This is a genomic window from Streptosporangium sp. G12, assembly GCF_052983175.1.
In genome coordinates this window covers 15,940-40,283 of record NZ_JBRIQO010000001.1, presented here as the reverse complement: position 1 = coordinate 40,283, position 24,344 = coordinate 15,940, and the positions used below count along the sequence as shown (strand labels likewise).

Annotated in this window: 22 protein-coding genes; 19 read left to right on the top strand and 3 right to left on the bottom strand. The window is 71.0% G+C overall.

Annotated features, from left to right (window positions below):
- Positions 1-27: 27 nt before the first annotated feature.
- Together ACVCAG_RS00180 and ACVCAG_RS00175 are read right to left on the bottom strand one after the other, a co-directional pair.
- The gene (locus ACVCAG_RS00180) at positions 28-1,257 is read right to left on the bottom strand and encodes a DUF349 domain-containing protein (protein WP_440086430.1); all 1,230 of its coding nucleotides are present in this window, start codon (positions 1,255-1,257) and stop codon (positions 28-30) included.
- A gap of 65 nt (positions 1,258-1,322) precedes the next feature.
- Complete coding sequence (locus ACVCAG_RS00175) at positions 1,323-2,183, bottom strand: peptidylprolyl isomerase (RefSeq protein ID WP_440086431.1); 861 nt, start codon at positions 2,181-2,183, stop codon at positions 1,323-1,325.
- 147 nt (positions 2,184-2,330) lie between these two features.
- Between ACVCAG_RS00175 and ACVCAG_RS00170 the strand changes: the two genes are divergently transcribed.
- Genes ACVCAG_RS00170 through aspS form a run of 3 tightly spaced genes read left to right on the top strand, consistent with a single transcriptional unit; the run spans position 2,331 to position 6,070 of the window.
- Positions 2,331-3,068: an MBL fold metallo-hydrolase gene (locus ACVCAG_RS00170; protein ID WP_440086432.1), complete on the top strand. Its 738-nt coding sequence runs from the start codon at positions 2,331-2,333 to the stop codon at positions 3,066-3,068.
- Positions 3,069-3,071: 3 nt separating this feature from the next.
- Complete coding sequence (gene hisS, locus ACVCAG_RS00165) at positions 3,072-4,337, top strand: histidine--tRNA ligase (protein WP_440086433.1); 1,266 nt, start codon at positions 3,072-3,074, stop codon at positions 4,335-4,337.
- Entirely contained in the window at positions 4,334-6,070 is a 1,737-nt protein-coding gene (aspS, locus tag ACVCAG_RS00160; RefSeq protein ID WP_440086435.1) for an aspartate--tRNA ligase, read from the top strand. The genes hisS and aspS overlap by 4 nt, the downstream gene beginning before the upstream one ends.
- Positions 6,071-6,543: 473 nt before the next feature.
- On the opposite strand, the gene ACVCAG_RS00155 is transcribed toward aspS, so the two are convergent.
- A complete protein-coding gene (locus tag ACVCAG_RS00155) occupies positions 6,544-7,431 on the bottom strand; it encodes a peptidylprolyl isomerase (RefSeq protein WP_440086437.1) in 888 nt (295 codons plus the stop codon).
- 200 nt (positions 7,432-7,631) lie between these two features.
- On the opposite strand from ACVCAG_RS00155, the gene ACVCAG_RS00150 reads away from it, so the two are divergent.
- The 16 genes from ACVCAG_RS00150 to ACVCAG_RS00075 all read left to right on the top strand — a co-directional run bounded on the left by ACVCAG_RS00150 (position 7,632) and on the right by ACVCAG_RS00075 (position 24,223).
- Positions 7,632-8,093 carry a DUF2231 domain-containing protein gene (locus tag ACVCAG_RS00150; protein ID WP_440086438.1) on the top strand — a complete coding sequence of 154 codons (462 nt, stop codon included), beginning with the start codon at positions 7,632-7,634 and terminating at the stop codon, positions 8,091-8,093.
- A 91-nt stretch (positions 8,094-8,184) separates the two neighbouring features.
- Entirely contained in the window at positions 8,185-9,495 is a 1,311-nt protein-coding gene (locus ACVCAG_RS00145; protein ID WP_440086439.1) for an AAA family ATPase, read from the top strand.
- 129 nt (positions 9,496-9,624) lie between these two features.
- Positions 9,625-10,017, top strand: a complete 393-nt coding sequence (locus tag ACVCAG_RS00140; protein WP_440086440.1) for a DUF948 domain-containing protein — start codon at positions 9,625-9,627, stop codon at positions 10,015-10,017.
- Positions 10,014-10,268 carry a hypothetical protein gene (locus ACVCAG_RS00135; protein ID WP_440086441.1) on the top strand — a complete coding sequence of 85 codons (255 nt, stop codon included), beginning with the start codon at positions 10,014-10,016 and terminating at the stop codon, positions 10,266-10,268. Before ACVCAG_RS00140 ends, ACVCAG_RS00135 begins: the two co-directional genes overlap by 4 nt.
- A 1-nt stretch (position 10,269) precedes the next feature.
- Entirely contained in the window at positions 10,270-12,939 is a 2,670-nt protein-coding gene (gene alaS, locus ACVCAG_RS00130) for an alanine--tRNA ligase (RefSeq protein WP_440086442.1), read from the top strand.
- A 73-nt stretch (positions 12,940-13,012) separates the two neighbouring features.
- Positions 13,013-13,513: a Holliday junction resolvase RuvX gene (ruvX, locus tag ACVCAG_RS00125; protein WP_440086443.1), complete on the top strand. Its 501-nt coding sequence runs from the start codon at positions 13,013-13,015 to the stop codon at positions 13,511-13,513.
- Complete coding sequence (mltG, locus tag ACVCAG_RS00120; RefSeq protein WP_447189268.1) at positions 13,510-14,547, top strand: endolytic transglycosylase MltG; 1,038 nt, start codon at positions 13,510-13,512, stop codon at positions 14,545-14,547. Before ruvX ends, mltG (ACVCAG_RS00120) begins: the two co-directional genes overlap by 4 nt.
- Positions 14,548-14,710: 163 nt before the next feature.
- Complete coding sequence (mltG, locus tag ACVCAG_RS00115) at positions 14,711-15,883, top strand: endolytic transglycosylase MltG (RefSeq protein WP_440086445.1); 1,173 nt, start codon at positions 14,711-14,713, stop codon at positions 15,881-15,883.
- Positions 15,880-16,704 (top strand): shikimate dehydrogenase, encoded by an 825-nt coding sequence (locus ACVCAG_RS00110; protein WP_440086464.1) that lies wholly within the window; start codon positions 15,880-15,882, stop codon positions 16,702-16,704. Before mltG (ACVCAG_RS00115) ends, ACVCAG_RS00110 begins: the two co-directional genes overlap by 4 nt.
- A 302-nt stretch (positions 16,705-17,006) precedes the next feature.
- Complete coding sequence (gene infC / locus ACVCAG_RS00105; protein ID WP_447189267.1) at positions 17,007-17,690, top strand: translation initiation factor IF-3; 684 nt, start codon at positions 17,007-17,009, stop codon at positions 17,688-17,690.
- Between the two features lie 130 nt (positions 17,691-17,820).
- On the top strand, positions 17,821-18,015 hold the full coding sequence (gene rpmI, locus ACVCAG_RS00100) for a 50S ribosomal protein L35 (RefSeq protein WP_030920046.1): 195 nt from the start codon (positions 17,821-17,823) through the stop codon (positions 18,013-18,015).
- Between the two features lie 24 nt (positions 18,016-18,039).
- The gene (gene rplT / locus ACVCAG_RS00095) at positions 18,040-18,423 is read left to right on the top strand and encodes a 50S ribosomal protein L20 (protein WP_012892552.1); all 384 of its coding nucleotides are present in this window, start codon (positions 18,040-18,042) and stop codon (positions 18,421-18,423) included.
- 72 nt (positions 18,424-18,495) lie between these two features.
- The gene (locus tag ACVCAG_RS00090; protein ID WP_440086447.1) at positions 18,496-19,311 is read left to right on the top strand and encodes a TrmH family RNA methyltransferase; all 816 of its coding nucleotides are present in this window, start codon (positions 18,496-18,498) and stop codon (positions 19,309-19,311) included.
- Positions 19,312-19,390: 79 nt separating this feature from the next.
- On the top strand, positions 19,391-20,473 hold the full coding sequence (locus tag ACVCAG_RS00085) for an ATP-binding protein (protein ID WP_440086448.1): 1,083 nt from the start codon (positions 19,391-19,393) through the stop codon (positions 20,471-20,473).
- 121 nt (positions 20,474-20,594) lie between these two features.
- Positions 20,595-21,644, top strand: a complete 1,050-nt coding sequence (pheS, locus tag ACVCAG_RS00080; RefSeq protein ID WP_440070050.1) for a phenylalanine--tRNA ligase subunit alpha — start codon at positions 20,595-20,597, stop codon at positions 21,642-21,644.
- The gene (locus ACVCAG_RS00075; RefSeq protein ID WP_447189266.1) at positions 21,644-24,223 is read left to right on the top strand and encodes a phenylalanine--tRNA ligase subunit beta; all 2,580 of its coding nucleotides are present in this window, start codon (positions 21,644-21,646) and stop codon (positions 24,221-24,223) included. Before pheS ends, ACVCAG_RS00075 begins: the two co-directional genes overlap by 1 nt.
- Positions 24,224-24,344: the final 121 nt, after the last annotated feature.

The following is a 24,344-nucleotide window of genomic DNA, read 5'->3' as shown; positions in this document are numbered from 1 at the left end:
GTCGTCAGCCGGTGACGGCGCCGGGCGTCAGGAGAACTCGGCGAGCGTGCGCTCCGCCTCCTCCAGCCAGGAACGGCGGGCGGCCAGGGCCTCCTCGGAGTCCTTGACGTCCTTGTCCTTGCCCGCGTCCCTGGCCTTGGCCAGGCGGCTCTCCAGCTGTGCGATCGACTTGCGCAGCTGGTCGACCGTGTTCTGCGCGCGGGCGCGGGCCTCGGGGTTGGAGCGCTTCCACTCCGTCTCCTCGGCCTTGCGGACCGCCTCGTCGATCTTGCGCAGGCCACCCTCCAGGCGGTCGCGCTGCTCGCGCGGGACCGGGCCCGCGGCCTCCCATCGCTCCAGGAGGTTGCGCAGGGCGCTCCTGGCGGCGCGGGCGTCGGTGACCGGAAGGATCTTCTCCGCCTCGACCAGGAGCTGCTCCTTGATCTCGGCGTTGGCCGCCAGCGAGGCGTCGCGCTCGGCGAAGACGGCCGACCGCGCCTGGAAGAACTGGTCCTGGGCGCCCTTGAAGCGACCCCAGAGCTCGTCCTCGACCTCGCGGGAGGCCCTGCCCGCCGTCTTCCACTCCTGCATCAGCTCGCGGTAGGCCGACGCGGTGGCGCCCCAGTCGGTGGACGAGGCCAGCGTCTCGGCCTCGGCCACGATGCGCTCCTTGGTGGAACGCACGCCCTCACGCTGCTCGTCCAGCCCCGCGAAGTAGGCCTTGCGCCGCTTGGCGAAGGCCGTACGGGCCGCCGAGAGGCGCTTCCACAGCGCGGCCTCGGTCACCCGGTCGATGCGCTCGGCGGCCTTCCACTCCTCGATCAGCTGGCGCAGCCGCTCGCCACCGGTCTTCCAGTGGGTGGTGTCGTCGGCGATGCGCTCGGCCTCGGCGACGATCCGCTCCTTGACGCCCTTGGCCTCGGCCCTGGCCACGTCGCGAGCGGCCTTGACCTCCTCCCGGCGCTGGGCGACCAGCTCCGTGAGGGCGTTGAGGCGGTTCAGCAGCGCGTCGAGATCGCCGACCGCGTGCGCGTCGGTGATCGCCTCGCGAAGCTTGACGATCGTCGCCTCGGCCTGGGCGGGTGGCAGGTCGGTGCCGCGGACCCGCTGTTCCAGCAGGGCGACCTGCCCGGCCAGCTCGTCGAACTTGCGATGGAAGTAGGCAAGCGCCTCCTCCGGTTCGCCGGCCTTCCAGGACCCGACGGCCCGCTCTCCCTCAGCCGTACGTACGTAGACGGTGCCGTCGTCGTCTACCCGGCCCCACGGGTCGGTGCTCACCGTGTCCTCCCGCACTTTCATCAGCCTTTCGGGACTTACCGCCCCTTGTATGTATTACGTCAGCTCTAACTGGACATTGTCACGTCTTTGATTTCGACGGTTTCCTTCGGCGCCCCGGTGCCGCCGTCCCCCGGGGGAAGGAAGCCCGCCTTGTTCACCTTGTCGAGGATCTCCAGGCCCTTGGTGACCGTACCGAACGGCGTGTATTGCGCCGGCAGCTGGGTGTCGCCGTAGACCATGAAGAACTGGCTGCCGTTGGTGTCGGGACCGCTGTTGGCCATGGCCACGACGCCGCGGGTGTACTTGGCGCCCTCCAGGTTCTCGTTCACGAAGCGGTAGCCGGGGCCGCCCTGGCCGTCGGTGGGGTTCTTGCCGTCGGCCTTGGCCAGCGGGTCGCCGCACTGCAGCATCGGGAACTGGTCGGAGCCCAGCCGGTGGCACTTGGAGCCGTTGAAGTACTTCTTCTGCGCCAGGAAGGCGAAGGAGTTGACCGTGCACGGGGTCTTGTCGGCCGACACCTTGATGACGATGTCGCCCAGGTTGGTCTTCAGGGTCATCTTCTTGGGCGTCAGGTCGACCTTCTCCGGGGGCAGGCCCACGTTCTTGGCCGGGCCGCCGCCCGCCTCCGCGACGTAGCCGCAGGTGCCGCTCGCCGGGTCGAAGGCCTTGGGCTGCGGGCCCGCGGCCTCCGAGGCGGCCGGGGAGGCGTTGTCTGACGGGGCCGGGTCGGTGGTCGCGGTCGCCGTCGTGTCGGAGCCCCCGAACATGGTCGTCGCGGCGATCACACCCGCCACCACGACCACACCGGCCGCGGTGCTGCCGATGATCGCGTTGCGCTTGACCTTGGCCTCGCGTTCGACGCGTCGCTGCATCTGCCGCTCGTAGTGCTCGCGCGCCAACTGCTTCTGGCGCTCCTTGCCGCTCACCGCTTCGCCCTCCCGAGTGCCGAGTAGTACTTAATGAGGTGGGCGAATCGTATCGGCCAATGGGTAATGGTTCGCAGCCCGCCGACCCGCACCGGTACCCTTCGGTTACATTCCCATCCGCATTCTTGACGAGATCAGCTGAGGCAGATGCTCATCGCCGGCTTTCCCGCAGGGTCCTTCCAGACCAACTGTTACCTCGTCGCTCCCGCCGCGGGCGAGGAGTGCGTGGTCGTCGATCCCGGTCAGAACGCCGTCGGCGACCTCGACGACCTGCTGCGCGAGCACCGGCTCAAGCCGGTCGCGGTGCTGGTCACCCACGGGCACATCGACCACATGTGGTCGGTCGCCCCGGTCTGCGGCGCGCGTGACGTTCCCGCGTGGATCCACCCGGAGGACCGCGATCTGCTGTCCGATCCGGGCAAGGGGCTGTCGCTGTCGACGAAGCAGCAGATGTTCGGCGGGCTCACCTTCACCGAGCCCGACGACGTGCGCGAGCTCGCCGACGGCGAGGTGCTGCGGCTGGCGGGCCTGGAGCTCACCGTCGACCACACCCCCGGCCATACCAGGGGGTCGGTGACCTTCAGGCTGCCCAGCACCGAGGAGATCCCGGACGTGCTGTTCTCGGGCGACCTGCTGTTCGCCGGCTCCATCGGCCGCACAGACCTTCCGGGCGGCGACTACCCGACCATCCTGCGCAGCCTGGCGGCCAAGTGCCTGCCGCTGCCGGAGGACACGGTGGTCCTGCCCGGCCACGGACCACAGACCACGATCGGTCACGAGCGTGCCACCAACCCGTACCTCGCGGAGGCGAAGGCGGCCGCGGGAGCGGCTCCCGCGGGCCCCGCGGGAGCCGGGCACGACCGCGGCCCCGGCAGGGGACTTTAGAAAATGACTTTGCAGGCGCCCAAGGGCACCTTCGACTGGCTTCCGCCGCGCTCCGAGCGGGCGCTCGCCGTGCGCGAGGCGCTCACCGAGCCCGCCCGCCGCGCGGGCTACGGCTACATCGAGACCCCGGTCTTCGAGGACACCGCGCTGTTCGTCCGCGGTGTCGGCGAGTCGACCGACATCGTCTCCAAGGAGATGTACACCTTCGAGGACAAGGGCGGGCGCTCCATCACGCTGCGCCCCGAGGGCACCGCGTCGGTGGTGCGGGCGGTCCTGCAGCACGGCCTGCACAACGGGCAGCTGCCGGTGAAGCTCTGGTACTCGGGCAGCCAGTTCCGCTACGAGCGGGCCCAGAAGGGCCGCTACCGCCACTTCTGGCAGGTCGGCGCCGAGGCGCTGGGCTCGGAGGACCCGGCGCTCGACGCCGAGCTGATCCTGCTCGCCGTCGACGGCTACGCCGCCCTGGGGCTCACCGGGGTCCGGCTGCTGATCAACACGCTGGGCGACAAGGTGTGCCGTCCCGTCTACCGGGCCGCGCTCCAGGACTTCCTGCGCGGCCTCGACCTCGACGAGCCCACCCGGCAGCGAATCGAGATCAATCCGTTGCGCGTGCTCGACGACAAGCGCCCCGAGGTGCAGGCGCAGCTGGCCGGCGCGCCGCTGGTCGTCGACCACCTGTGCGAGGCGTGCAAGGCCTATCACGAGGAGGTCCGCTCGCTGCTGACCGCCTCCGGCGTGGCCTACACCGACGACCCCCGGCTCGTCCGCGGCCTCGACTACTACACGCGCACCACGTTCGAGTTCGTCCACGACGGGCTCGGCTCGCAGTCCGCGGTGGGCGGCGGTGGCCGCTACGACGGGCTGAGCGAGATGCTCGGCGGGCCCGCCCTGCCCAGCGTCGGCTGGGCGCTGGGCGTCGACCGCACGGTCATGGCCATGGAGGCCGAGGGCCTGTTCGGGGACGAGAGCGCCGAGGCGCGCGTGCAGGTGTACGGTGTGCCGCTGGGCGAGGAGGCGCGCCGCCGGATGTTCCAGCTCGTCACCGAGCTGCGCCGGGCGGGCCTGGCCGCCGACATGTCGTTCGGCGGCAAGGGCGTCAAGGGCGCCATGAAGGGCGCCGACCGCTCGGGTGCCGGCTACGCGGTGATCCTCGGCGAGCGGGACATCGCCGCGGGGACCGCCCAGGTCAAGGACCTGGGCAGCGGAGACCAGAGCGCCGTACCGCTCGCCGAGATCGTCACGATGTTGAAGGAGAGACTGGACAAATGATCCGCACGCACGAAGCGGGATCACTGCGCGAGGAGCACACCGGGCAGCGGGTGACGCTCGCCGGGTGGGTGGCGCGGCGCCGCGACCACGGCGGCGTGGTCTTCATCGACCTGCGTGACGCCTCGGGCTCGGCCCAGGTGGTCTTCCGCGAGGAGGACGACGCCCACGGCCTGCGCGCCGAATACTGCGTCAAGGTCGTCGGAGAGGTGCGGGTCCGCCCCGAGGGCAACGAGAACCCCGAGCTGCCGACCGGCGCGATCGAGGTCGTCGCCTCCGAGGTCGAGGTGCTCAGCGAGTCCGCGCCGCTGCCGTTCCCCATCGAGGGCACCGCGGGCATCTCGGAGGAGGCGCGGCTGAAGTACCGCTACCTCGACATCCGCCGCCAGCAGGTCGCGCACGCGATGCGCATCCGCTCCCGGGCCACGTACCTCGCCCACGAGGTGATGAACGAGCAGGGGTTCACCTACGTCGAGACCCCGACGCTGACCCGCTCCACCCCGGAGGGCGCCCGAGACTTCCTCGTCCCGGTCCGGCTCCAGCCCGGCAGCTGGTACGCCTTGCCCCAGTCGCCCCAGCTGTTCAAGCAGCTTCTCCAGGTCGCCGGTCTCGAGCGTTACTACCAGCTCGCCAAGTGCTACCGCGACGAGGACCTGCGCGCCGACCGGCAGCCGGAGTTCACCCAGATCGACGTCGAGATGTCCTTCGTGGACCAGGACGACGTCATCGCGCTGGGCGAGAGGCTCATCGGCCGCATCTGGAAGGAGACGGTCGGCTACGAGCTGCCGACGCCCCTGCCCCGGATGACCTACCGGGACGCCATGGCGCGCTACGGCTCCGACAAGCCCGACCTGCGCTTCGGCCAGGAGCTCGTCGAGATGACGGACTTCTTCGCCGACACCACCTTCCGGGTGTTCCAGGCGCCGTACGTGGGTGCCGTGGTCATGCCGGGCGGCGCCTCGCAGACCCGCAAGGAGCTGGACGGCTGGCAGGAGTGGGCCAAGTCGCGCGGCGCCAGGGGCCTGGCCTACGTGCTGGTGGGCGAGGACGGCACGCTCGGCGGGCCGGTCGCCAAGAACCTGTCGGAGACCGAGTCGACCGGCCTGGCCGCCAAGGTCGGCGCGGCCCCCGGTGACGCGATCTTCTTCGCGGCCGGTGCCGCCTCCGCCTCCCGCGACCTGCTCGGCGCGGCCCGCCTGGAGATCGGCCGTCGCTGCGGCCTGATCGACGAGTCGGCCTGGAACTTCCTGTGGATCGTCGACGCCCCCATGTTCGAGGAGGACGGCGAGGGCGGCTGGACCGCGGTCCACCACCCCTTCACCGGCCCCAAGCCCGAATGGGCCGACACCTTCCAGGACCACCCCGGCGAGGCCCTGGCCTACGCCTACGACATGGTCTGCAACGGCATGGAGATCGGCGGCGGCTCGATCCGTATCCACCGGGCCGAGATGCAGCAGCGCGTCTTCGACGTTCTGGGCATCTCCAAGGAGGACGCGGAGAGCAAGTTCGGCTTCCTGCTGGAGGCGTTCAAGTACGGCCCCCCGCCGCACGGCGGCATCGCCTACGGCTGGGACCGGATCTGCATGCTCCTGGCGGGCACCGACTCCATCCGCGACGTCATCGCCTTCCCGAAGACGGCCTCCGGGTTCGACCCGCTGACCGGCGCGCCCACCCCGATCACGGTGGAGCAGCGCAAGGAGGCGGGCGTCGACGGCAGGCCCAAGGCCGACGCCTGATCCGGGTCCTCCCCGGATGTGAGCCAGGTGAGCCAGGTGTGAGCCAGATGTGACGAGGGCCCCCGGACGGTGTTCCGGGGGCCCTCGCCGTGTCCGGAGCCCGGAGCCACGGGAAATGAGCCGCGATGACCCCCTGTGCCCCCCTGTGCCCCTCCGTGCGCCTCACGTGCCTCCTGGGCGGCGGCCAGGGGCGTCCGGTCCCCTAAGGGCGGGGAGGCGTCGTGGCCCGCACACGGTCACGCTGAGGTCTGCGGCGGCCGCGTACCGGCCGCGCCGTCCGCACGCCGTCCGGGGCGGGCGAGGCGGGACCTGCCCGGGATGTGCGGAGCCGGGGTCCGGCGTGAGTGGCGCGAGGGCGTGGAGGACGGAGGGGCGCGGGCGTGTCCGGGGCGTGCGGGGCGCGGACGCGAAAACGCCCCGCCGGTCGTCCGACCGGCGGGGCGTCCTGCGGCGGCGGGCCGCCACGGTTCCGGCTAGGAGAGCCGCACGTTCTTGATGATCACCGGGATCTTGGGGGCGGTGGAACCACCGTCACCGGTGATGTCCTCGGGATTGGTGATCCACCCGCCCTTGGCGATCTCGTCAAGGATCTCCATGCCCTTGGAGACGACACCGAAAGGCGTGTAGGCCTTCTCCACCTGCTCGGTCTCGTTCCCGAGCGAGATCCAGAACTGGCTGCCGTTCTGGTTGACGGCGTCGACGGCCTGGGCCACCGCGACCGTGCCCTTGCTGTAAGGGATCCCGCCGAGGTTCTCGCTGTCGTAGACGTAGCCGGAGCTGCCCTGGCCGTCGGTCCGGTTCTTCCCGTCGGCCTTGGCCTGCGGGTCGCCGCACTGCAGCATGCTCAGGCCGGAGTTCTCGGGGGTGGCCAGGCGGTGGCACTTGGTGTTGTCGAAGAAGTTCTTCCTGGCCAGGAAGGCGAAGGAGTTGACCGTGCAGGGGGCCTGCGCGGTCGCCAGGTCGATCACGACGTCACCGTGGTTGGTGGTGATCGTCATGGTCTTCAGCTTCAGGTTGGGCTTGGTCGGCGGCATGCCCACGTTCTTCGCCGGGCTGCCGCTGGTGTCCTTGCGATAGGAGCACTTCGTGCCGGCCGGATCGGCCGTGAAGGTCGGCTCTGGCGTCACGGCCGCGGTCTCCGAGGGAACCGGTGAACTGGTGGCGGCGGCGTTGGTCTTCGCGTCGTCACCGTCGTTTCCAAGGAGGGTGACTCCGGCGAACAGTCCCCCCGCGACGACGACCACCGCGGCGACGGCTCCGATGACGACGTTGCGCTTCGACGCGCTCGTCTGCTCGGCACGCTTCGCCTGCCGCTCTTTGTGCTCCCGAGCCAGCTGGCTCTGGCGGTCCTCGGCGCTCACCGCTATGTCCTCCAAGATTGATGTTCCATGGGTACGGGCTGGCGAAAAGAGTACCGGCCCCAACATGTGCTGTACGTAAGTGGCGGAATTCCTCAGATGGGGACAGAGGGGAAGGGGGGATCTCTTCACGCTCCCCATAACCCGCCCATGGTGGGATCCGTACTTGCTGATGATGAACCACGCACCACCGGAGCGCCCCCATGTTCGACGAGATCCTCGGCCTGCCCCTTCACCCCCTGATCGTTCACGCGGCCGTGGTCCTGACGCCGCTCCTGGCGGTGCTCGCCGCCGCGTACGCGCTGGCGCCGCGCACGCGGCCCGTGCTCACCTGGGCGGTGGTCGGGCTCGCCCCGGTCGTGCCGGTGAGCGTCTTCGTGGCGCGGCAGAGCGGGGAGGCGCTGGAGGAGGGCCGCTTCGCCTCCGTCGAGGGCCGGCTCGGCGAGCGCATCGCCGAGCACGCGGACCTCGGCACCCCTTTGCTGCTCGTCACCCTCGCGCTCGGAGCGGTCTCGCTGGCCCTCGTCCACGTCACCCGCGGTGACAGATTCGGCCGCCCGGCCGGGCTGGCGGTCTCGGCGCTGACCGTGATCCTGGCCGCCGTGGCGCTCTACTACGTGATACGGAGCGGGCACAGCGGGGCCGTCGCGGTCTGGGGAAGCTGAGCCCGTACGGCCCCTGAACGCCACGGTCGTCCGATGCGCCGCCGTCCGGGAGGGCGCCGGGGCCCCGCCGGGCGGCGGTACTGTCTCAGGCGTGGACAGCCTGTTCGATTCGGCGGCGGAGGAGGCCCATCGCGGCCAGGAGCCCCTGGCGGTGCGGATGCGCCCCCGGAACCTGGACGAGGTGATCGGCCAGCGGCACCTGCTGGGTCCCGGCACGCCGCTGCGCCGCCTCGTCGAGGCCGAGGCGCCGATGTCGCTGTTCCTCTGGGGCCCTCCGGGCACGGGTAAGACCACGCTCGCCTACGTGGTGGCGGGTGTCACCAAGCGCCGGTTCGTGGAGGTCTCCGCGGTGTCGGCGGGCGTCAAGGAGGTCCGCGCGGCCATCGAGCAGGCCCGGCGCGAGCTGGGCATGTCCGGCCGCCAGACCGTCCTGTTCGTCGACGAGGTGCACCGCTTCAACAAGGCGCAGCAGGACGCCCTGCTGCCCGCCGTGGAGAACCGCTGGGTCACCTTCATCGGCGCCACCACCGAGAACCCCTTCTTCTCCGTCATCTCGCCCCTGCTGTCGCGCTCGCTGCTGCTGACCCTGGAGTCGCTGTCGGAGGACGACATCCGGGTGGTGCTGGAGCGCGCCGTCACCGACCCGCGCGGCCTGGACGGGAGGGTGAGCCTGGCGCCGGAGGCCGCCGAGCACCTGGTGCGGCTGGCCGGTGGCGACGCCCGCAGGTCGCTCACCTACCTGGAGGCCGCCGCGCTGATCGCCGACGGCGAGGTCACCGTCGAGGTGGTGGAGCGGGCGGTGGACAAGGCGGCCGTGCGCTACGACCGCCAGGGCGACCAGCACTACGACGTGATCAGCGGTTTCATCAAGAGCATGCGGGGCTCCGACGCCGACGCGGCGCTGCACTACCTCGCCCGGATGATCGAGGCGGGGGAGGACCCCCGGTTCATCGCCCGCAGGATCGTCATCTTCGCCTCGGAGGACGTCGGCATGGCCGACCCCACCTGCCTGCAGGTCGCGGTGGCCGCCGCCCAGGCGGTGGAGTTCATCGGCCTTCCCGAGGGGCGGCTCAACCTGGCCCAGGCCGTCATCCACTGCGCGCTGGCCCCGAAGTCCAACGCGGTGATCAACGCCATCGGCGCGGCCGCCGAGGACGTGCGGCGCGGCAACATCGGCCACGTCCCCAACCATCTGCGCGACTCCCACTACGCCGGGGCCAAGCAGCTCGGCCACGGCAGGGGCTACAAGTACCCCCACGAGTTCGAGCACGGCCTGGTACGCCAGGAGTACGCCCCCGAGGAGCTCAGGGACCGGCGCTACTACCAGCCCACCCGGCACGGCGCCGAGGCGGGCCTCGCCGACCGCTGGTCCAGGATCCGCGCGTTCCTGCGCGGGGAGTGACCTCCCGCGAAGGGCACCCGGGGGCGCGCGGTAAGCGGGGATGAGTGGTATCGGGCACGATAGGGTTTTGCAATCCGCCCGACCATGGCCGGGGTCACCTATGAACCTATGAGGGGAGCGGGTCCGCAGATGCTTACCGCAGGAGAGGTCGCGGGGCTGATCGCCGCGATGGCCTGGGCGATCCTGGTCTCCTTCATGGCCGTCGTCATGGTCAGGCTGGCCCGGCTGCTCACCGAGACCGCCAAGATGGTCTCCCAGCTGGGCGACCGCGTCGTGCCGCTGCTGGAGGACGTCTCGGCCGCCGTCGGCGAGACCAACCGGCAGCTGGTCGCGATCGAGGCCATCACCAGGGACGTCAAGCAGGTCAGCGGGCACGTGGCCAAGGTCAGCGACGTCACCCAGAACCTGGTCACCGGGCCGATGATCAAGGTCGCGGCCCTCACCCACGGCGTCCGCAGGGCCCTGGGCTCCCGCAGGCGGGCCAGGCCCGCCGCGGCGGAGCTGGAGAGGCGTCCGCGATGATCCGCAGGCTTTTCTACATGGGGCTGGGCGCGTTCGGCGCGGTGTGGGTGATGCGTAAGCTTCAGGCACTGCACCCGAACCACCTGGCCCGGCGGGCCGCGCACAACGCCGCCGGAGCCCTGGAGCAGGCACGCGACCTCGCCGGGGAGGCCCTGCGGGGCGCCGCCGAGCGGGAAATCGAGTTGCGGTCCAGGTTCGGGCTCGACACCGTGGAAAACCCCTATCACTCCAACGTAAAGGATGGCCGCTGACATGGAGTCGGCAGAGATCGCCCGCCGCTTCCTGCGCTTCTTCGAGGAGCGTGGGCACACCGTTGTGCCCTCGGCCAGCCTCATCGCCGAGGACCCAACGCTGCTTCTGGTCAACGCGGGCATGGTGCCCTTCAAGCCCTACTTCCTGGGCCAGCAGAAGCCGCCCTACAAGCGGGCCGCCAGCGCGCAGAAGGTCGTCCGGACCCTCGACATCGACGAGGTCGGCAAGACGACCAGGCACGCCAGCTTCTTCCAGATGCTCGGCAACTTCTCCTTCGGCGACTACTTCAAGGAGCAGGCGATCCCGTTCGCCTGGGAGCTGCTGACCAGGCCCGAGTCCGAGGGCGGGTTCGGCTTCCCCGAGGACCGCCTGTGGGCCACCGTCTACCTCGACGACGACGAGGCCGCCGACATCTGGCGCAAGGCCGGGGTGCCGCAGGAGCGCATCCAGCGCCGCGACCTGGCCGACAACTACTGGCACATGGGCGTGCCGGGTCCCGGCGGCCCGTGCAGCGAGATCTACTACGACCGCGGCCCCGAGTACGGGCGCGAGGGCGGCCCGGTCGTCGACGAGAACCGCTACCTCGAGGTGTGGAACAACGTCTTCATGCAGTACCAGCTCAGCGCGGTACGCAGCAAGATCGACTTCGACATCGCCGGTGAGCTGCCCGCCAAGAGCGTCGACACGGGCATGGGCCTGGAGCGCATGGCGGCGATCCTGCAGGGCGTCGACAACATCTACGAGATCGACACCACGTACAAGATCCTCGACCGGGCCGCGGACCTCACCAAGACGCGCTACGGCCGCGACGAGCGCGCCGACGTGTCGCTGCGGGTCGTCGCCGACCACGTCAGGACCGGCGTGATGCTCGTCGCCGACGGGGTGCTGCCCTCCAACGAGGGCAGGGGCTACGTGCTCCGCCGCATCCTGCGCCGCGCCATCCGCAACCTGCGCCTGCTCGGCGCGGGCGAGGAGCGCTACATGCACGAGCTCACCGCCGTGACCGTCGACGTGATGGGCGAGCAGTACGCCGAGCTCAGGGCCGACGCCCCGCAGATCCACGGCGTCATCGACGCCGAGGAGGAGTCCTTCCTGCGCACCCTTCGCACCGGCAGTGCGATCTTCGACGTGGCGGCCGAGGAGACCAAGCGCAAGGGGCAGGCGACGCTCGCCGCAGCCCAGGCCTTCCAGCTCCACGACACCTACGGCTTCCCGATCGACCTCACGCTGGAGATGGCCTCCGAGCAGGGGCTGCAGGTCGACGAGGAGGGCTTCCGCCGGCTGATGAAGGAGCAGAAGGACCTGGCCAAGGCCGACGCCGCCTCCAAGAAGACCGGCAACGCCGACATCTCGATCTTCGGCACACTCCTGGAGAAGACCGGCAAGGTCGAGTTCCTCGGCTACGACCACGTGACGGCCGAGGCCGAGGTCATCGGCCTCCTCGTCGACGGCGCCTCCGTCGCCGCCGCGGGCGCGGGCACGTCGGTCGAGGTCGTGCTGGGCCGTACCCCCTTCTACGCCGAGGGCGGCGGCCAGCTCTCCGACCAGGGCGTCATCCGCACCGGCGGGGCCGAGGTGGAGATCGTGGACGTGCAGTCCCCGGTCTCCGGCGTCGTCGTGCACCGGGGCAAGGTCCGCTCCGGGGAGATCAGGGTGGGCGACCAGGCCCAGGCCGAGATCGACGTCGAGCGGCGCCGGGCCATCTCCCGCAGCCACACCGCCACCCACCTGGTGCACCGGGGCTTCCGCAACGCGCTGGGCGAGACCGCGGCGCAGGCCGGTTCGGAGAACTCGCCGGGCCGCTTCCGCTTCGACTTCACCGCCGCGGGCGCCGTACCGCCCAGCGTGCTGCGCGACGTCGAGGACGAGGTCAACGCGGTCCTCATCAACGACCTGCGGGTCAACGCCTTCCACACCTCCCAGGCGGAGGCCCGCGCGATGGGCGCGCTCGCCCTGTTCGGTGAGAAGTACGGCGACACCGTCCGCATCGTCGAGGTCGGCGACTACTCCCGCGAGCTCTGCGGCGGCACCCACGTCGCCAGCTCCGGGCAGCTCGGCCTGGTCAAGGTGCTGGGCGAGGCCTCGATCGGCGCGGGCGTGCGCCGCGTGGAGGCCCTGGTCGGCCTCGACGCGTTCCGCTTCCTGGCCAGGGAGAGCGTGCTCGTCGCCCAGCTGTCGGAGCAGCTCAAGGCCCGCAGGGAGGAGCTGCCCGAGCGCATCGAGGGCATCGTCACCCGGTTGCGCACCGCGGAGAAGGAGCTGGGCGCGCTGCGCTCGGCCCAGGTGCTCGCCGGTGCGGGACAGATGGCGGAAAGCGCCGTCGACCTGCACGGAGTGTCCGTCGTGACGCACCGCGCGCCTGATGGCACCTCCCCCGACGACCTGCGTAAGCTCGCGCTTGACGTGCGCGGCCGGTTCCCGGGCGATCGCGCCGCGGTGGTCGTCGTCGCCGGTGTCCCCGGCGACCGGCCGGTCGTGGTGGCCGCGGTCAACGAGGCGGGACGTGGCCGCGGCCTGAAGGCGGGCCGCCTGGTCGGTGTCGCCGCGAAGGCTCTCGGAGGTGGCGGTGGCGGCAAGGACGACGTCGCTCAGGGAGGCGGGGTGCGTCCCGAGGCGATCGGCGAGGCGCTCGCCGCCGTCGAGCAGGCGATCGCGCAGACCCTCACCTGACGAGCGCAGACGCTCACCTGACGAGGAAGGACGCCCTCGCGCCGCGTCCGGTGCGCGGGCGGAGACGGGAATGATGAGAAACGGCATTCGGCTGGGCGTCGATGTCGGCTCGGTCCGCATCGGCGTGGCCCGCAGCGACCCCTCGGGGTTGCTGGCCACGCCGGTGGAGACCGTCCGGCGCGGTAAGGGCGACCTCGACCGGCTCGCGGAGATCGCGGCCGAGTACGAGGTCGTCGAGGTGGTGGTCGGCCTGCCGACCTCGCTCTCCGGGCGCGAGGGGCAGGCGGCGGAGGCCGCCCGCGACTTCGCGAACCGGATCTCGCTGCGGCTGGCGCCCGTCCCGGTGCGGCTGTTCGACGAGCGGCTGACCACCGTCACCGCCCAGCAGGGACTGCGGGCCAGCGGGGTGAAGGCGAAGAACCAGCGTGGCGTGGTGGACCAGGCGGCCGCCATCGTGCTGCTCCAGGCCGCGCTGGACGCCGAACGCGCCACCGGCAGGCCCCCCGGGGTACCCGCCGGGCCTCCCGCCGGCGGGGGGAGCGCCGAGCGGCCGGGCGGCGGGACCGCTCGGTGAGCCGTCTGCGGCCGGTATGGCTGTGGGCGGCCGGGACGGCCGTGCTCGCCGTCGCCACCGGGACGGCCGGGCTCCTCGTGATCCGCCCCTATCTCATGCCCGCCGACTTCGAGGGGCCGGGTTCGGGCACGGTCGTCGTCGAGATCCCCCGGGGGGCGAGCGCGACCCAGATCGGGCTGGTGCCGGCCGACGCCGGGGTGGTGGCCAGTGCCGGGGCGTTCGTCACGGTGGCGGAGGAGCAGGCCAGGGCGGGCACCCTGCCCCCCGGCCGTTTCAGGCTCCGCAGGGGCATGGACGCCCGGTCGGCGCTCGGCATGCTGGTGACGCCCGAGTCGCGGGTGGTCCGCACGGTCACCATTCCCGAAGGGCTCCGCCTGCCCGAGCTGCTCGACCGGCTCACCGAGGCGACCGGCATGCGCCGGGCCGACCTGGTCAGGGCCGCGGCCGACGGGCGGGCGCTGGGCCTGCCCCGGTACGCCGGGAGCGCCGAGGGCTTCCTGTTCCCCGCCACCTACGAGATCGAGCCGGACACGACCGCTCCGGCCCTGCTCGCCGCCATGGTGGAACGTTACAAGCAGATGGCGACCCAGCTAAACCTCAGGAAACGGGCCGGGAAGAAAGGCCTGTCACCCCGGGAGACCGTCACGGTGGCGAGCATCGTCCAGGCGGAGGGCGGGCGGGACCCGGACTACTCGAAGATCGCTAGAGTGATCTACAACCGGATCAGGGCCCGGACGCCGCTCCAGCTGGACACCACGGTGCTGTACGCACAGGGGCGCAGGACCCTGGAGGTTTCGGAGGGGGACACAGAGGTGAGGTCTCCGTACAACACCTACCTCAAGCCCGGCCTGCCGCCCGGGCCCATCGCGAACCCCGGGGAGAAGGCGTTGATCGCGGCACTCCAGCCAGATCAAGGTGATTGGTTCTGGTTTGTCACTACTGATCCGGAGCATAGAATCACGAAATTCACTGACAAAGAGAGTGAGTTTGTGAGATACCGGGAAGAGCTGAACAGACACCTCGGGAAGCGTTGATGCCCGGCGGAATACTCCCGGTTCCGCCGCAGGCGGCGACCCGCACCCGCGGTTCGGACGACGGCTCCCGGAGCATCGGGACGTCCGGCCGGGTGCCCTCCTTCGGTTCGGCACACCCGCTTGACGCCAGGTCGTCTCTAGCGGGAGATTGGCCAGCGACGCTATGAACGATCTCGATATGGACTTCCTGGTCGGTTCCGACGACGAAGGTCGGTCGCGCCGAGGAGCCAACACGTCCCCAGGCCGTGACTCCGGCCGGCGCGGCCGCCGCAGGAAGCGCCGCCGCAACCGGGGGGGCTTCGTCGCCCCCATGCTCGCGATCATCATCCTGCTCGGCGGCATCGGCGCCGCCGGCTTCTACGGCTACACCTGGGTCCGCGACGTGATGACCCCCGACGACTACACCGGCCAGGGGTCGGGCGAGATCGTCGTGGAGATCAAGGACGGTCAGAGCGCCTCCGAGATCGCGCAGACCCTGCAGGAGCAGGACGTGGTGAAGAGCGTCAAGGCCTTCGTCAACGCCGTCGGCGCGGCGGGCAAGAGCTCCTCCCTGCAGCCGGGCGAGTACACCATGCGCAAGCAGATGGCGGCCGCGGAGGCCGTCAAGCTCCTCGACCCGGACAAGCGGCTGCGGGAGAAGATCACCCTTGAGGAGGGGCTGCGCCTGAGCGTCACCCTCCAGCGGCTCGCCAAGCAGACGGGCAAGCCGCTGAGGGAGTTCCAGCAGGCCGCCAGGAACGTCCGCGAGCTCGGCCTGCCCCCCTACGCCAGGGGCAAGCTGGAGGGGTACGCCTTCCCGGCCACCTACGAGTTCACGCCCAAGATGACGGCCTCGGAGATCCTCACCAAGATGGTCGACCGCTTCAACGAGACCGCCAACAAGGACGACCTCAAGGGCAAGGCGAAGGCCCTCGGGCACACCCCGCACGAGATCATGACGATCGCCAGCATCGTCCAGGCCGAGTCGGGCACCGAAGAGGACATGGGCAAGGTGGCCCGCGTCATCTTCAACCGGCTCGACCGCGATCCGCCGCTCAACCTGGCGATGGACAGCACGGTGATGTACGCGCTGAACAAGGTCGGCATCGAGGCCTCCCACAAGGACCTCGAGAGCACCTCGCCCTACAACACCTACAAGTTCGCGGGCCTGCCCCCCGGGCCGATCGCCAACCCGGGCGACGACGCCATCCAGGCGGCGCTCAACCCCACCAAGGGCGACTGGCTCTGGTTCGTGACCACCTGCCCGGGCAAGCGCGTCACCAAGTTCGCCTCGGTGGAGTCCGACTTCTTCGCGCTCAAGGCCGAGTACGAGCGGAACAAGGTGAACGGGTGCTGAGGGCGGCGGTCCTGGGATCGCCGATCGCGCACTCGCTCTCCCCGTACCTGCACCGCGCCGCCCACGAGGGCATGGGACTGCACGACTGGCGCTACGAGGCGATCGAGTGCGACGAGGCCGGGCTCCCCGGCCTCCTCGCCGGGCTGGACGGCGACTGGGCGGGGCTCTCGCTCACGATGCCGCTCAAGCGGGCGGTGATGCCGCTGCTCGACACCGTCTCCGAGCTCGCGGTCCAGGTGGGCGGGGTCAACACGGTGATCCTGCGCGACGGTGCCCGGCACGGGGACAACACCGACGTGTACGGCATCGTCCAGGCGCTCGCCGAGGCGGGCGTGGCCCCGCCGCGGGCGGCGACCGTCCTCGGCGGCGGCGCGACGGCGGCCTCCGCGCTGGCGGCCCTGCGCGAACTCGGCCTCGACGAGGCGATCCTCGTGGTCCGCGATCCGGCGAGGGCGTGGGAGACCGCGGAGGTCGCCGAGCGGCTGGGCATGGACCTGTCGGTGCGGACCCTCGACAAGCTCGACACCGCGCTGGAGGTCGACCTGGTCGTCTCGACCCTGCCCTCCGGCGCGGCCGACGGCTTCGCCGGGACGCTGGCGGACGTGCCCGCCCTCCTCGACGTGGTCTACGCGCCCTGGCCCACCCGGCCGGCCGCGGCCGTGGCCGAGCGGGGCGGGATCGTCGTCGGCGGCTTCCCGATGCTTCTGCACCAGGCGGTCCGGCAGGTCGAGATGATGACGGGCCGCGCGGACGTGCCGGTGGAGGCGATGCGTGAGGCGGGAAAGGCCGAGATCGTCAGGCGTGCCGCCCCGGCGGGGTGACCGTCGTCGGCGCCGGGATGATTCTGCGTGAACGCGCTGTTGTGGTAGAGTAACGACTCGATCGGTCCGGCGTGCCTGCTGGACGCGCAAGCGGAGGTCGTCCTCCCACCTCGTCGGCCGCAAGGCTGACAGGTCAGGATCACAACCGGGGTAAGTCCCCGGAGAGCTTACGGCGTGAAGCCTTCGAGTTCATGTGGCCCCGCATGCGTGACGTGCGGGGCATCTTGCGTTCGAACGCCCTCAACAGGGTGTGCGTTCTACGACCTCCCGGCACGATCGAGCATGTTGCGGCCTCCTCCCGGATGGCCGCGGATCGCAACCTAGGAGGCCCCATCAGCGCCGAGCCCCGCATCAATGACCGCATTCGCGTGCCCGAGGTCCGCCTCGTCGGCCCGAACGGCGAGCAGGTGGGCATCGTCTCCATCGGCGATGCCTTGAAGCTGGCTCAAGAGTCCGATCTCGACCTGGTCGAGGTCGCGGCAACGGCCCGCCCGCCAGTGTGCAAGCTCATGGACTACGGCAAGTTCAAGTACGAGTCCGCGATGAAGGCACGTGAGGCGCGCCGTAACCAGGCGTACACCATCATCAAGGAGATCAAGCTTCGGCCGAAGATCGACCCGCACGACTACGAGACCAAGAAGGGTCACGTGGTGCGGTTCCTCAAGGCCGGCGACAAGGTCAAGGTCACCATCATGTTCCGCGGTCGGGAGCAGTCCCGTCCCGAGCTGGGCTTCCGGCTCCTGCAGCGGCTGGCGGAGGACGTGACGGAGCTCGGCTTCGTCGAGTCCCAGCCCAAGCAGGACGGTCGAAACATGATCATGGTGATCGGCCCGCACAAGAAGAAGGCCGAGGCCAAGGCCGAGAAGGCGGCGGCCAAGGCGCGGCATGACGAGAACCCTTCGGGTGACGGGTCACCGGCCGCCGGCGAGACGCGCGTCAACGACGAGGTGTCCGTCAGTGGAGCGGTGGCGGCTCCGCAGGAGTAACTCGCATAGCCTGGATCGTCAGGTAGTCGCGAGATCAGTCCGAGACCGGGTCCGGTCTCGTAGTCAGGCACGCCCTTGACTTGGGTTACCGGCCCGGGACATCGGCACGATCGAGGGAGAGACGGCTGAGATGCCGAAGATGAAGACGCACAGCGGTGCGAAGAAGCGGTTCAGGCTCACGGGTTCCGGCAAGCTTGTGCGCCGTCGCGCCAACCGTGCGCACTACAACGAGCACAAGCCGTCCACCTTGACGCGTCGTCTCAAGCCCGAGGTCGTGCTCTCCGACGCCGACTCCAAGAAGATCAAGAAGCTGCTCGCTAAGTAACCGCCCCCGGGGAGATAGATACACATGGCACGCGTGAAGCGGGCGATCAACGCCAAGAAGAAGCGCAAGGTCGTTCTCGAGCGGGCGAAGGGCTACCGGGGTCAGCGATCCAGGCTGTACCGCAAGGCCAAGGAGCAGATGCTCCACTCGATGACGTACGCCTACCGCGACCGCAAGGACCGCAAGGGCACCTTCCGCCGTCTCTGGATTCAGCGCATCAACGCCGCTGCCCGCCAGAACGGCATCACCTACAACAGGCTCATCCAGGGCCTGCGGCTCGCCTCCATCGAGGTCGACCGCAAGATCCTCGCCGACCTCGCGGTCAACGACGCCGCCACGTTCGCGACGCTGGTGGAGGCCGCCAAGAAGGCGCTCCCGGCCGACGTGAACGCGCCGGTCGCCGGCTGAGCGAGGCACTGACGACCATGCGGCCCGCAGCGATCACGCTGCGGGCCGCATTCGCATTCTTGGGGGACGGGCATGGCCGGGTCTGAGCTGACCAACATCAAGTCGCCGCGGGTCAAGGCCGCGCGGAGGCTGACAAAGCGGGCCTTCAGGGACCGCGACCGTTCCTTCCTGGCAGAGGGGCCGCAGGCGGTCCGCGAGGCGCTGGCGCTGGACGGCGTCGTGGTGGAGCTGTTCGCCACGGCCGAGGCCGAGCTGCGTCACTCCGACGTCGTCACCGCCGCCACCGCCGCGGGAGTGCCCGTCCACCGGGCCAGCGGCGAGGTCATGGCCGAGCTGGCCCAGACCGTCACTCCCCAGGGGCTGCTGGCCGTGTGCCGCTTCGTGCACGTGCCCCTGGACGCCTCCGTCGTCTCCGGCTCCACGCTGGTGGCGGTGCTGGCCCACGTCCGCGACCCCGGCAACGCGGGCACCGTGCTGCGTACGGCCGACGCCGCGGGCGCCGACTCCGTCGTCTTCACCGACGCCTCGGTCGACCCCTACAACGGCAAGTGCGTGCGGGCCAGCGCGGGCAGCCTGTTCCACCTCCCGGTCAGCACGGGCGTCCCGGTGGCGCGGGCCGTGGAGCACCTGAAGGGGACCGGGCTCCGGGTGCTCGCCGCCGACGGCGCGGGCAAGCAGACCCTGGACGACGTGGACCTGTCAGGGCCGACGGCCTGGATCTTCGGCAACGAGGCGTGGGGGCTTCCCGAGGAGATCCTGAAGCTGGCCGACGAGGTCGTCAGGGTTCCCATCTACGGACGGGCCGAGAGCCTGAACCTCGCGACCGCCGCCGCGGTCTGTCTGTACGCATCTGCCCGGTCTCAGCGCACCGGTGCCGGCTCCAGGTGAGGCTCCCCGCCCGGCGAGGCTGCCGTACGGTGCGGGAAACCCGCTATTGTCGGCCATGTAGCGTCGAGGAGGCGGGGTCGTGCACGGCGAACACACCGGCGAGCGGAGCACCGATGCCGCTTCTGTGATCGACGTCGACGAGCTTCCCGACGGCCTCGTGGTCACCGACGGTGACGGGCACGTGCTGACCGTCAACCGGGCCGCGGCCCTGCTGACCGGCGTCACCCACGAGCGGGCCACCGGGCGGCACCTGCGCGACGTGTTCTCCTTCCGCGACCACGACGGCCGCGACTGGTGGAAGTGGCTCGACACCTACGGCGGGCTTTCCAGCCGCGCCCGCCATCCCGAGCTGCCGCTGCGCACCCCCGGCGGCCAGGAGCTGCTGGTGGCCGCCCGGCTGGTGCGCGAGCCGCGGCGGGGTGGAGAGGTCGTCCGGGTGGTCATCACGTTGCGTGACGCCGGGGCCCGCGCCCGCCTGGAGCGCAGCCGCGCCGACCTGGTCTCCACCGTCGCCCATGAGCTCCGCTCCCCGCTGACCAGCGTCAAGGGATTCACCGCGACCCTGCTGGCCAAGTGGACCCGCTTCACCGACGACCAGAAGCTCGTCATGCTGGAGACCGTCAACGCCGACGCCGACCGGGTGACCCGGCTGATCACCGAGCTGCTCGACGTCTCGCGCATCGAGTCGGGGCGGCTGGAGATCCACCGCCAGGTGGTCGACGTCCCGGCCAGGATCTCCAGGATCATCGCGGGACGGGTGGCGGCGGGCGAGCCGGAGGACCGCTTCGTGCTCCAGGTTCGCGGCGAGCTGCCCGAGACCTGGCTCGACCAGGACAAGATCGACCAGGTGCTCGCCAACCTGATGGAAAACGCGGTGCGTCACGGGCGCGGTACGGTGACAATAGTCGTCGAGCCGAGCGAATGGGGAGTGACCGTGTCCGTCCGCGACCAGGGGGAGGGCATCCCGCCCGAGCTGGTCACGCGCGTCTTCCGGCAGTTCTGGCGGGGCAACGCCCGCCGCCGTGGCGGCACCGGGCTCGGCCTGTTCATCGTCAAGGGGCTGATCGAGGCGCACGGCGGCACCATCTCCGTGCAGCGCGGGCCCGAGGGCGGCGCCGAGTTTCGATTTATGGTGCCCACCGGCACCCCCGACTTCGTCTGATCGCGAATGTCGGCCCGGTGGGCTCATCCGACTAGACTCATGGCCGCTCAAGCCCTGGATTCGGAGCTCTCTCTTGTCAAACTACGACCCGGTCGAGGTGACCCCGCTGCACGCCGACGAGATGGCGCGCATGCAGGCCGAAGCGCTCGACGCCGTCAAGGCGGCGCGTGACCTCGAAGAACTCAAGCAGGTGCGCCTCGCGCACGCCGGTGACCGCTCGCCGATAGCCCTGGCCAACCGCGAGATCGGGGCTCTGCCTCCGGCGGCCCGCTCCGAGGCGGGCAAGCGCATCGGCGGCGCCCGCAAGGCGGTCGCCGACGCCCTCGCCGAGCGGCAGGCGCAGCTGGAGGCCGAGCGCGACGAGCGGGTCCTCGTCGAGGAGACCGTCGACGTCACGCTGCCCTCCGCCCGAGCCCCCCGCGGCGCCAGGCATCCGCTGACCACCCTTCAGGAGCGCATCGCCGACGCCTTCGTCGCGATGGGCTACGAGGTGGCGGAAGGCCCCGAGCTGGAGGGGGAGTGGTTCAACTTCGACGCGCTGAACATCTCCGCCGACCACCCGGCGCGCTCGGAGCACGACACCTTCTTCGTGGAGTCCGTCGACTCCGGCAAGGTGCTGCGCACCCAGACCTCTCCGGTCCAGATCCGGGCACTGCTCAGCAGGGAGCTCCCGGTCTACGTGATCTCGCCGGGCAAGGTGTTCCGCACCGACGAGCTCGACGCCACCCACACCCCCGTCTTCCACCAGGTCGAGGGGCTGGCGATCGACGAGGGCCTGACCATGGCCCACCTCAAGGGCACCCTCGACCGGTTCGCCGAGGTCATGTTCGGCGAGGGCATCACCACCCGGTTCCGGCCCAACTACTTCCCGTTCACCGAGCCCTCCGCCGAGATGGACCTGAAGTGCTTCGTCTGCCGCGGCGCCTCCGCGGTGCCCGGCAACCCGCCCTGCCGCACCTGCAAGTCGGAGGGCTGGATCGAGTGGGGCGGCTGCGGCATGGTCAACCCGCGGGTGCTCATCGCCTGCGGCGTCGACCCCGCCCGCTACAGCGGCTTCGCCTTCGGCATGGGCGTCGAGCGCACTCTGATGTTCCGCCACAACGCCGAGGACATGCGCGACATGGTCGAGGGAGACGTCCGCTTCACCCTTCCCTTCGGAATGGAGGTCTGATGAAGGTCCCGCTTTCATGGCTGCGGGAGTACGTCGATCTCCCCGCCGTCACGGCGCACGAGATCGCCGAGAAGCTCACCGCCGCCGGGCTCAAGCTCGAGTCCGTCACCTCCTACGGCCACGACATCAAGAACGTCGTCGTGGGCGAGGTGATCTCCATCGAGACGCTGGAGGGGTTCAAGAAGCCCATCCGCCACTGCCAGGTCGAGGTGGGGGAGGCCGCGCCGCGCGAGATCGTCTGCGGCGCGACCAACTTCGAGGCCGGCGACCGTGTCCCGGTCGCGCTGCCCGGCGCCGTGCTGCCCGGCGGGTTCGAGATCGCCTCGCGCAAGACGTACGGGCGGCTGTCCGACGGCATGATCTGCTCGGAGGCGGAGCTCGGCGTGGCCGAGTCGTCGCCCGGCATCCTCGTGCTGCCCGTCGGCACCCCGATCGGTGCGGACGTGGTCGAGCTGCTCGGCCTGCGTGACGACGTGATCGAGCTGGAGATCACCCCGGACATCGGCTACGCCCTCTCCATCCGGGGTGTGGCCCGCGAGGCCGCCACCGCCTTCGACTCGGCGTTCGTCGACCCCGCCGACGTCTCCCCGCCCGCCGCGGCGGGCCCGTCCTACCCGGCCTCGATCGCCGACCCGTCGGCCTGCGACCGCTTCGTGCTCCGCGAGATCCGCGGGTTCGACCCGTCGGCGCCGAGCCCGCTGTGGATGCGCGCGCGGCTCTCCCGCGCCGGCATGCGCCCGGTCTCGCTCGCCGTCGACGTCACCAACTACGTCATGCTGGAGCTCGGCCAGCCGCTGCACGCCTTCGACGCGGCCAAGCTGACCGGCGAGATCGTGGTGCGCAGGGCCGAGCCGGGCGAGACGCTGGAGACGCTGGACCATGTGGTCCGCAAGCTGCACCCGGACGACATCCTGATCACCGACGGGTCGGGCGCGATCTCGATGGCCGGCACCATGGGCGGCCTGCACACCGAGATCTCCGACGCCTCCGCCGACATCGTGATCGAGGCGGCCCACTTCTCCGCCAGCGGCACCGCGCGCATGTCGCGCCGGCACAACCTGGTCAGCGAGGCCTCCAAGCGCTTCGAGCGGGGCGTCGACAGGGAACTGCCGCTGTACGCCTCCTGGCGCGCGGCCCGGTTGCTGGCCGAGCTCGGCGGCGGCACGATCCAGCCGGGCGTCACCCACGCCGAGGTGGAGGTCGAGCCGGTCCGCGTCGCCATCCCGAGCGGCTACCCCGGCAGGGTCGCGGGCACCGCCTACGACCGCGAGACGGTGATCCGCCGCCTGGAGCAGGTCGGCTGCGTGGTCGAGAGCGCCACCGCGACCGGCCCGGTGACGGGTGGCACGGCCGGCGGCACCGTGGCGGGCACCGCGGCCACCGGCGACGTCGCCTCCGCCGGGATCGCCGCGAGGCTCACGGTCACCGGTGACGACATGCTGGCGGTCACCCCGCCCTCGTGGCGGCCCGACCTGACCGACCCGAACGACCTCGCCGAGGAGGTCATCAGGCTGGAGGGCTACGAGAACCTGCCCTCGATCCTGCCGGCCGCCCCCGCGGGCGCCGGTCTCACCGAGAGCCAGCGCCTGCGCCGCCGGGTCGGCCGTGCCCTGGCCGCCGCGGGCTACGTCGAGATCCTCGCCTACCCGTTCAACGGGGAGCGCGACTTCGACAACCTGCAGCTGCCCGCCGACGACGCGCGCCGCCTGGCCGTACGGCTGGCCAACCCGCTCAGCGAGGACGAGCCGCTGATGCGGACGACCCTGCTGCCCGGCCTGCTCAAGACGCTGGTCCGCAACGTGGGCCGGGGCTTCGGCGACGTGGCGCTGTTCGAGGCGGGCCTGGTCTACCGGCCCTCGGCCGACGCGCCCGCCGTCGCCCCCGTGCTGGGCGTCGACCGCAGGCCGAGCCCGGAGGAGCTCGCCTCGATCGAGTCCGCGCTGCCCGCCCAGCCGCTCCGGGTCGGGGCGGTACTGGCCGGGGAGTTCGAGCCGTCCGGCTGGTGGGGCAAGGGGCGGGCGGCCGGCTGGGCAGACGCCGTCGAGGCGGCCCGGATGGTGGCCGCCGAGGCCGGGGTCACCCTCGACGTCCGCGCGGACCGGCACGAGCCCTGGCACCCGGGCCGCTGCGCCGCGCTGTACGCCGGTGACGTGCTCGTCGGTCACGCCGGTGAGCTGCACCCGCGCGTCGTCGAGGCCTACGGCCTGCCCCCGCGCACCTGCGCGATGGAGCTGGAGCTGACCCGGCTGGAGCCGCTGACCGCGGGTCCGCCGCAGGCCCCGGCGATCTCCGCGTACCCCGTCGCGGGTCAGGACGTCGCGCTCATCGTCGACGCGGCGACCCCGGTGGCCACCGTGGAGGCGGCGCTGCGCGAGGGCGCGGGCCCGCTGCTGGAGTCGATCCGGCTGTTCGACGTCTACACCGGCGCCCAGGTCCGCGAGGGCGGGAAGTCCCTCGCCTACTCGCTGCGCTTCCGGGCGCCCGACCGGACGCTCACCGTGGAGGAGACCACCGCGGCCCGCGACGCGGCCGTGGCCCTGGCCGGGGAGCGCACCGGGGCGCGGCTGCGCGGCGTCTGACCGGTTCACGAGGGGCCCGGGGCGTGTCCCGGGCCCCTTTTTCGCCGTACCGGGCCGGGATTGTTCGCGTCCCGGGTGATTCTCCATCAGGAGGCGACGATGACGCACCCGCCGGTCGCTC

Excerpts from the sequence above, each read along its gene's own strand:
- ACVCAG_RS00170 (WP_440086432.1), top strand. The coding sequence starts at position 2,331 with ATGCTCATCGCCGGCTTTCCCGCAGGGTCCTTCCAGACCAACTGTTAC.
- hisS (WP_440086433.1), top strand. The coding sequence starts at position 3,072 with ATGACTTTGCAGGCGCCCAAGGGCACCTTCGACTGGCTTCCGCCGCGC.
- aspS (WP_440086435.1), top strand. The coding sequence starts at position 4,334 with ATGATCCGCACGCACGAAGCGGGATCACTGCGCGAGGAGCACACCGGG.
- ACVCAG_RS00150 (WP_440086438.1), top strand. The coding sequence starts at position 7,632 with ATGTTCGACGAGATCCTCGGCCTGCCCCTTCACCCCCTGATCGTTCAC.
- ACVCAG_RS00140 (WP_440086440.1), top strand. The coding sequence starts at position 9,625 with ATGCTTACCGCAGGAGAGGTCGCGGGGCTGATCGCCGCGATGGCCTGG.
- ACVCAG_RS00135 (WP_440086441.1), top strand. The coding sequence starts at position 10,014 with ATGATCCGCAGGCTTTTCTACATGGGGCTGGGCGCGTTCGGCGCGGTG.
- alaS (WP_440086442.1), top strand. The coding sequence starts at position 10,270 with ATGGAGTCGGCAGAGATCGCCCGCCGCTTCCTGCGCTTCTTCGAGGAG.
- ruvX (WP_440086443.1), top strand. The coding sequence starts at position 13,013 with ATGAGAAACGGCATTCGGCTGGGCGTCGATGTCGGCTCGGTCCGCATC.
- mltG (WP_440086445.1), top strand. The coding sequence starts at position 14,711 with ATGAACGATCTCGATATGGACTTCCTGGTCGGTTCCGACGACGAAGGT.
- infC (WP_447189267.1), top strand. The coding sequence starts at position 17,007 with ATGGCCGCGGATCGCAACCTAGGAGGCCCCATCAGCGCCGAGCCCCGC.
- rpmI (WP_030920046.1), top strand. The coding sequence starts at position 17,821 with ATGCCGAAGATGAAGACGCACAGCGGTGCGAAGAAGCGGTTCAGGCTC.
- rplT (WP_012892552.1), top strand. The coding sequence starts at position 18,040 with ATGGCACGCGTGAAGCGGGCGATCAACGCCAAGAAGAAGCGCAAGGTC.
- ACVCAG_RS00090 (WP_440086447.1), top strand. The coding sequence starts at position 18,496 with ATGGCCGGGTCTGAGCTGACCAACATCAAGTCGCCGCGGGTCAAGGCC.
- pheS (WP_440070050.1), top strand. The coding sequence starts at position 20,595 with ATGGCGCGCATGCAGGCCGAAGCGCTCGACGCCGTCAAGGCGGCGCGT.
- ACVCAG_RS00075 (WP_447189266.1), top strand. The coding sequence starts at position 21,644 with ATGAAGGTCCCGCTTTCATGGCTGCGGGAGTACGTCGATCTCCCCGCC.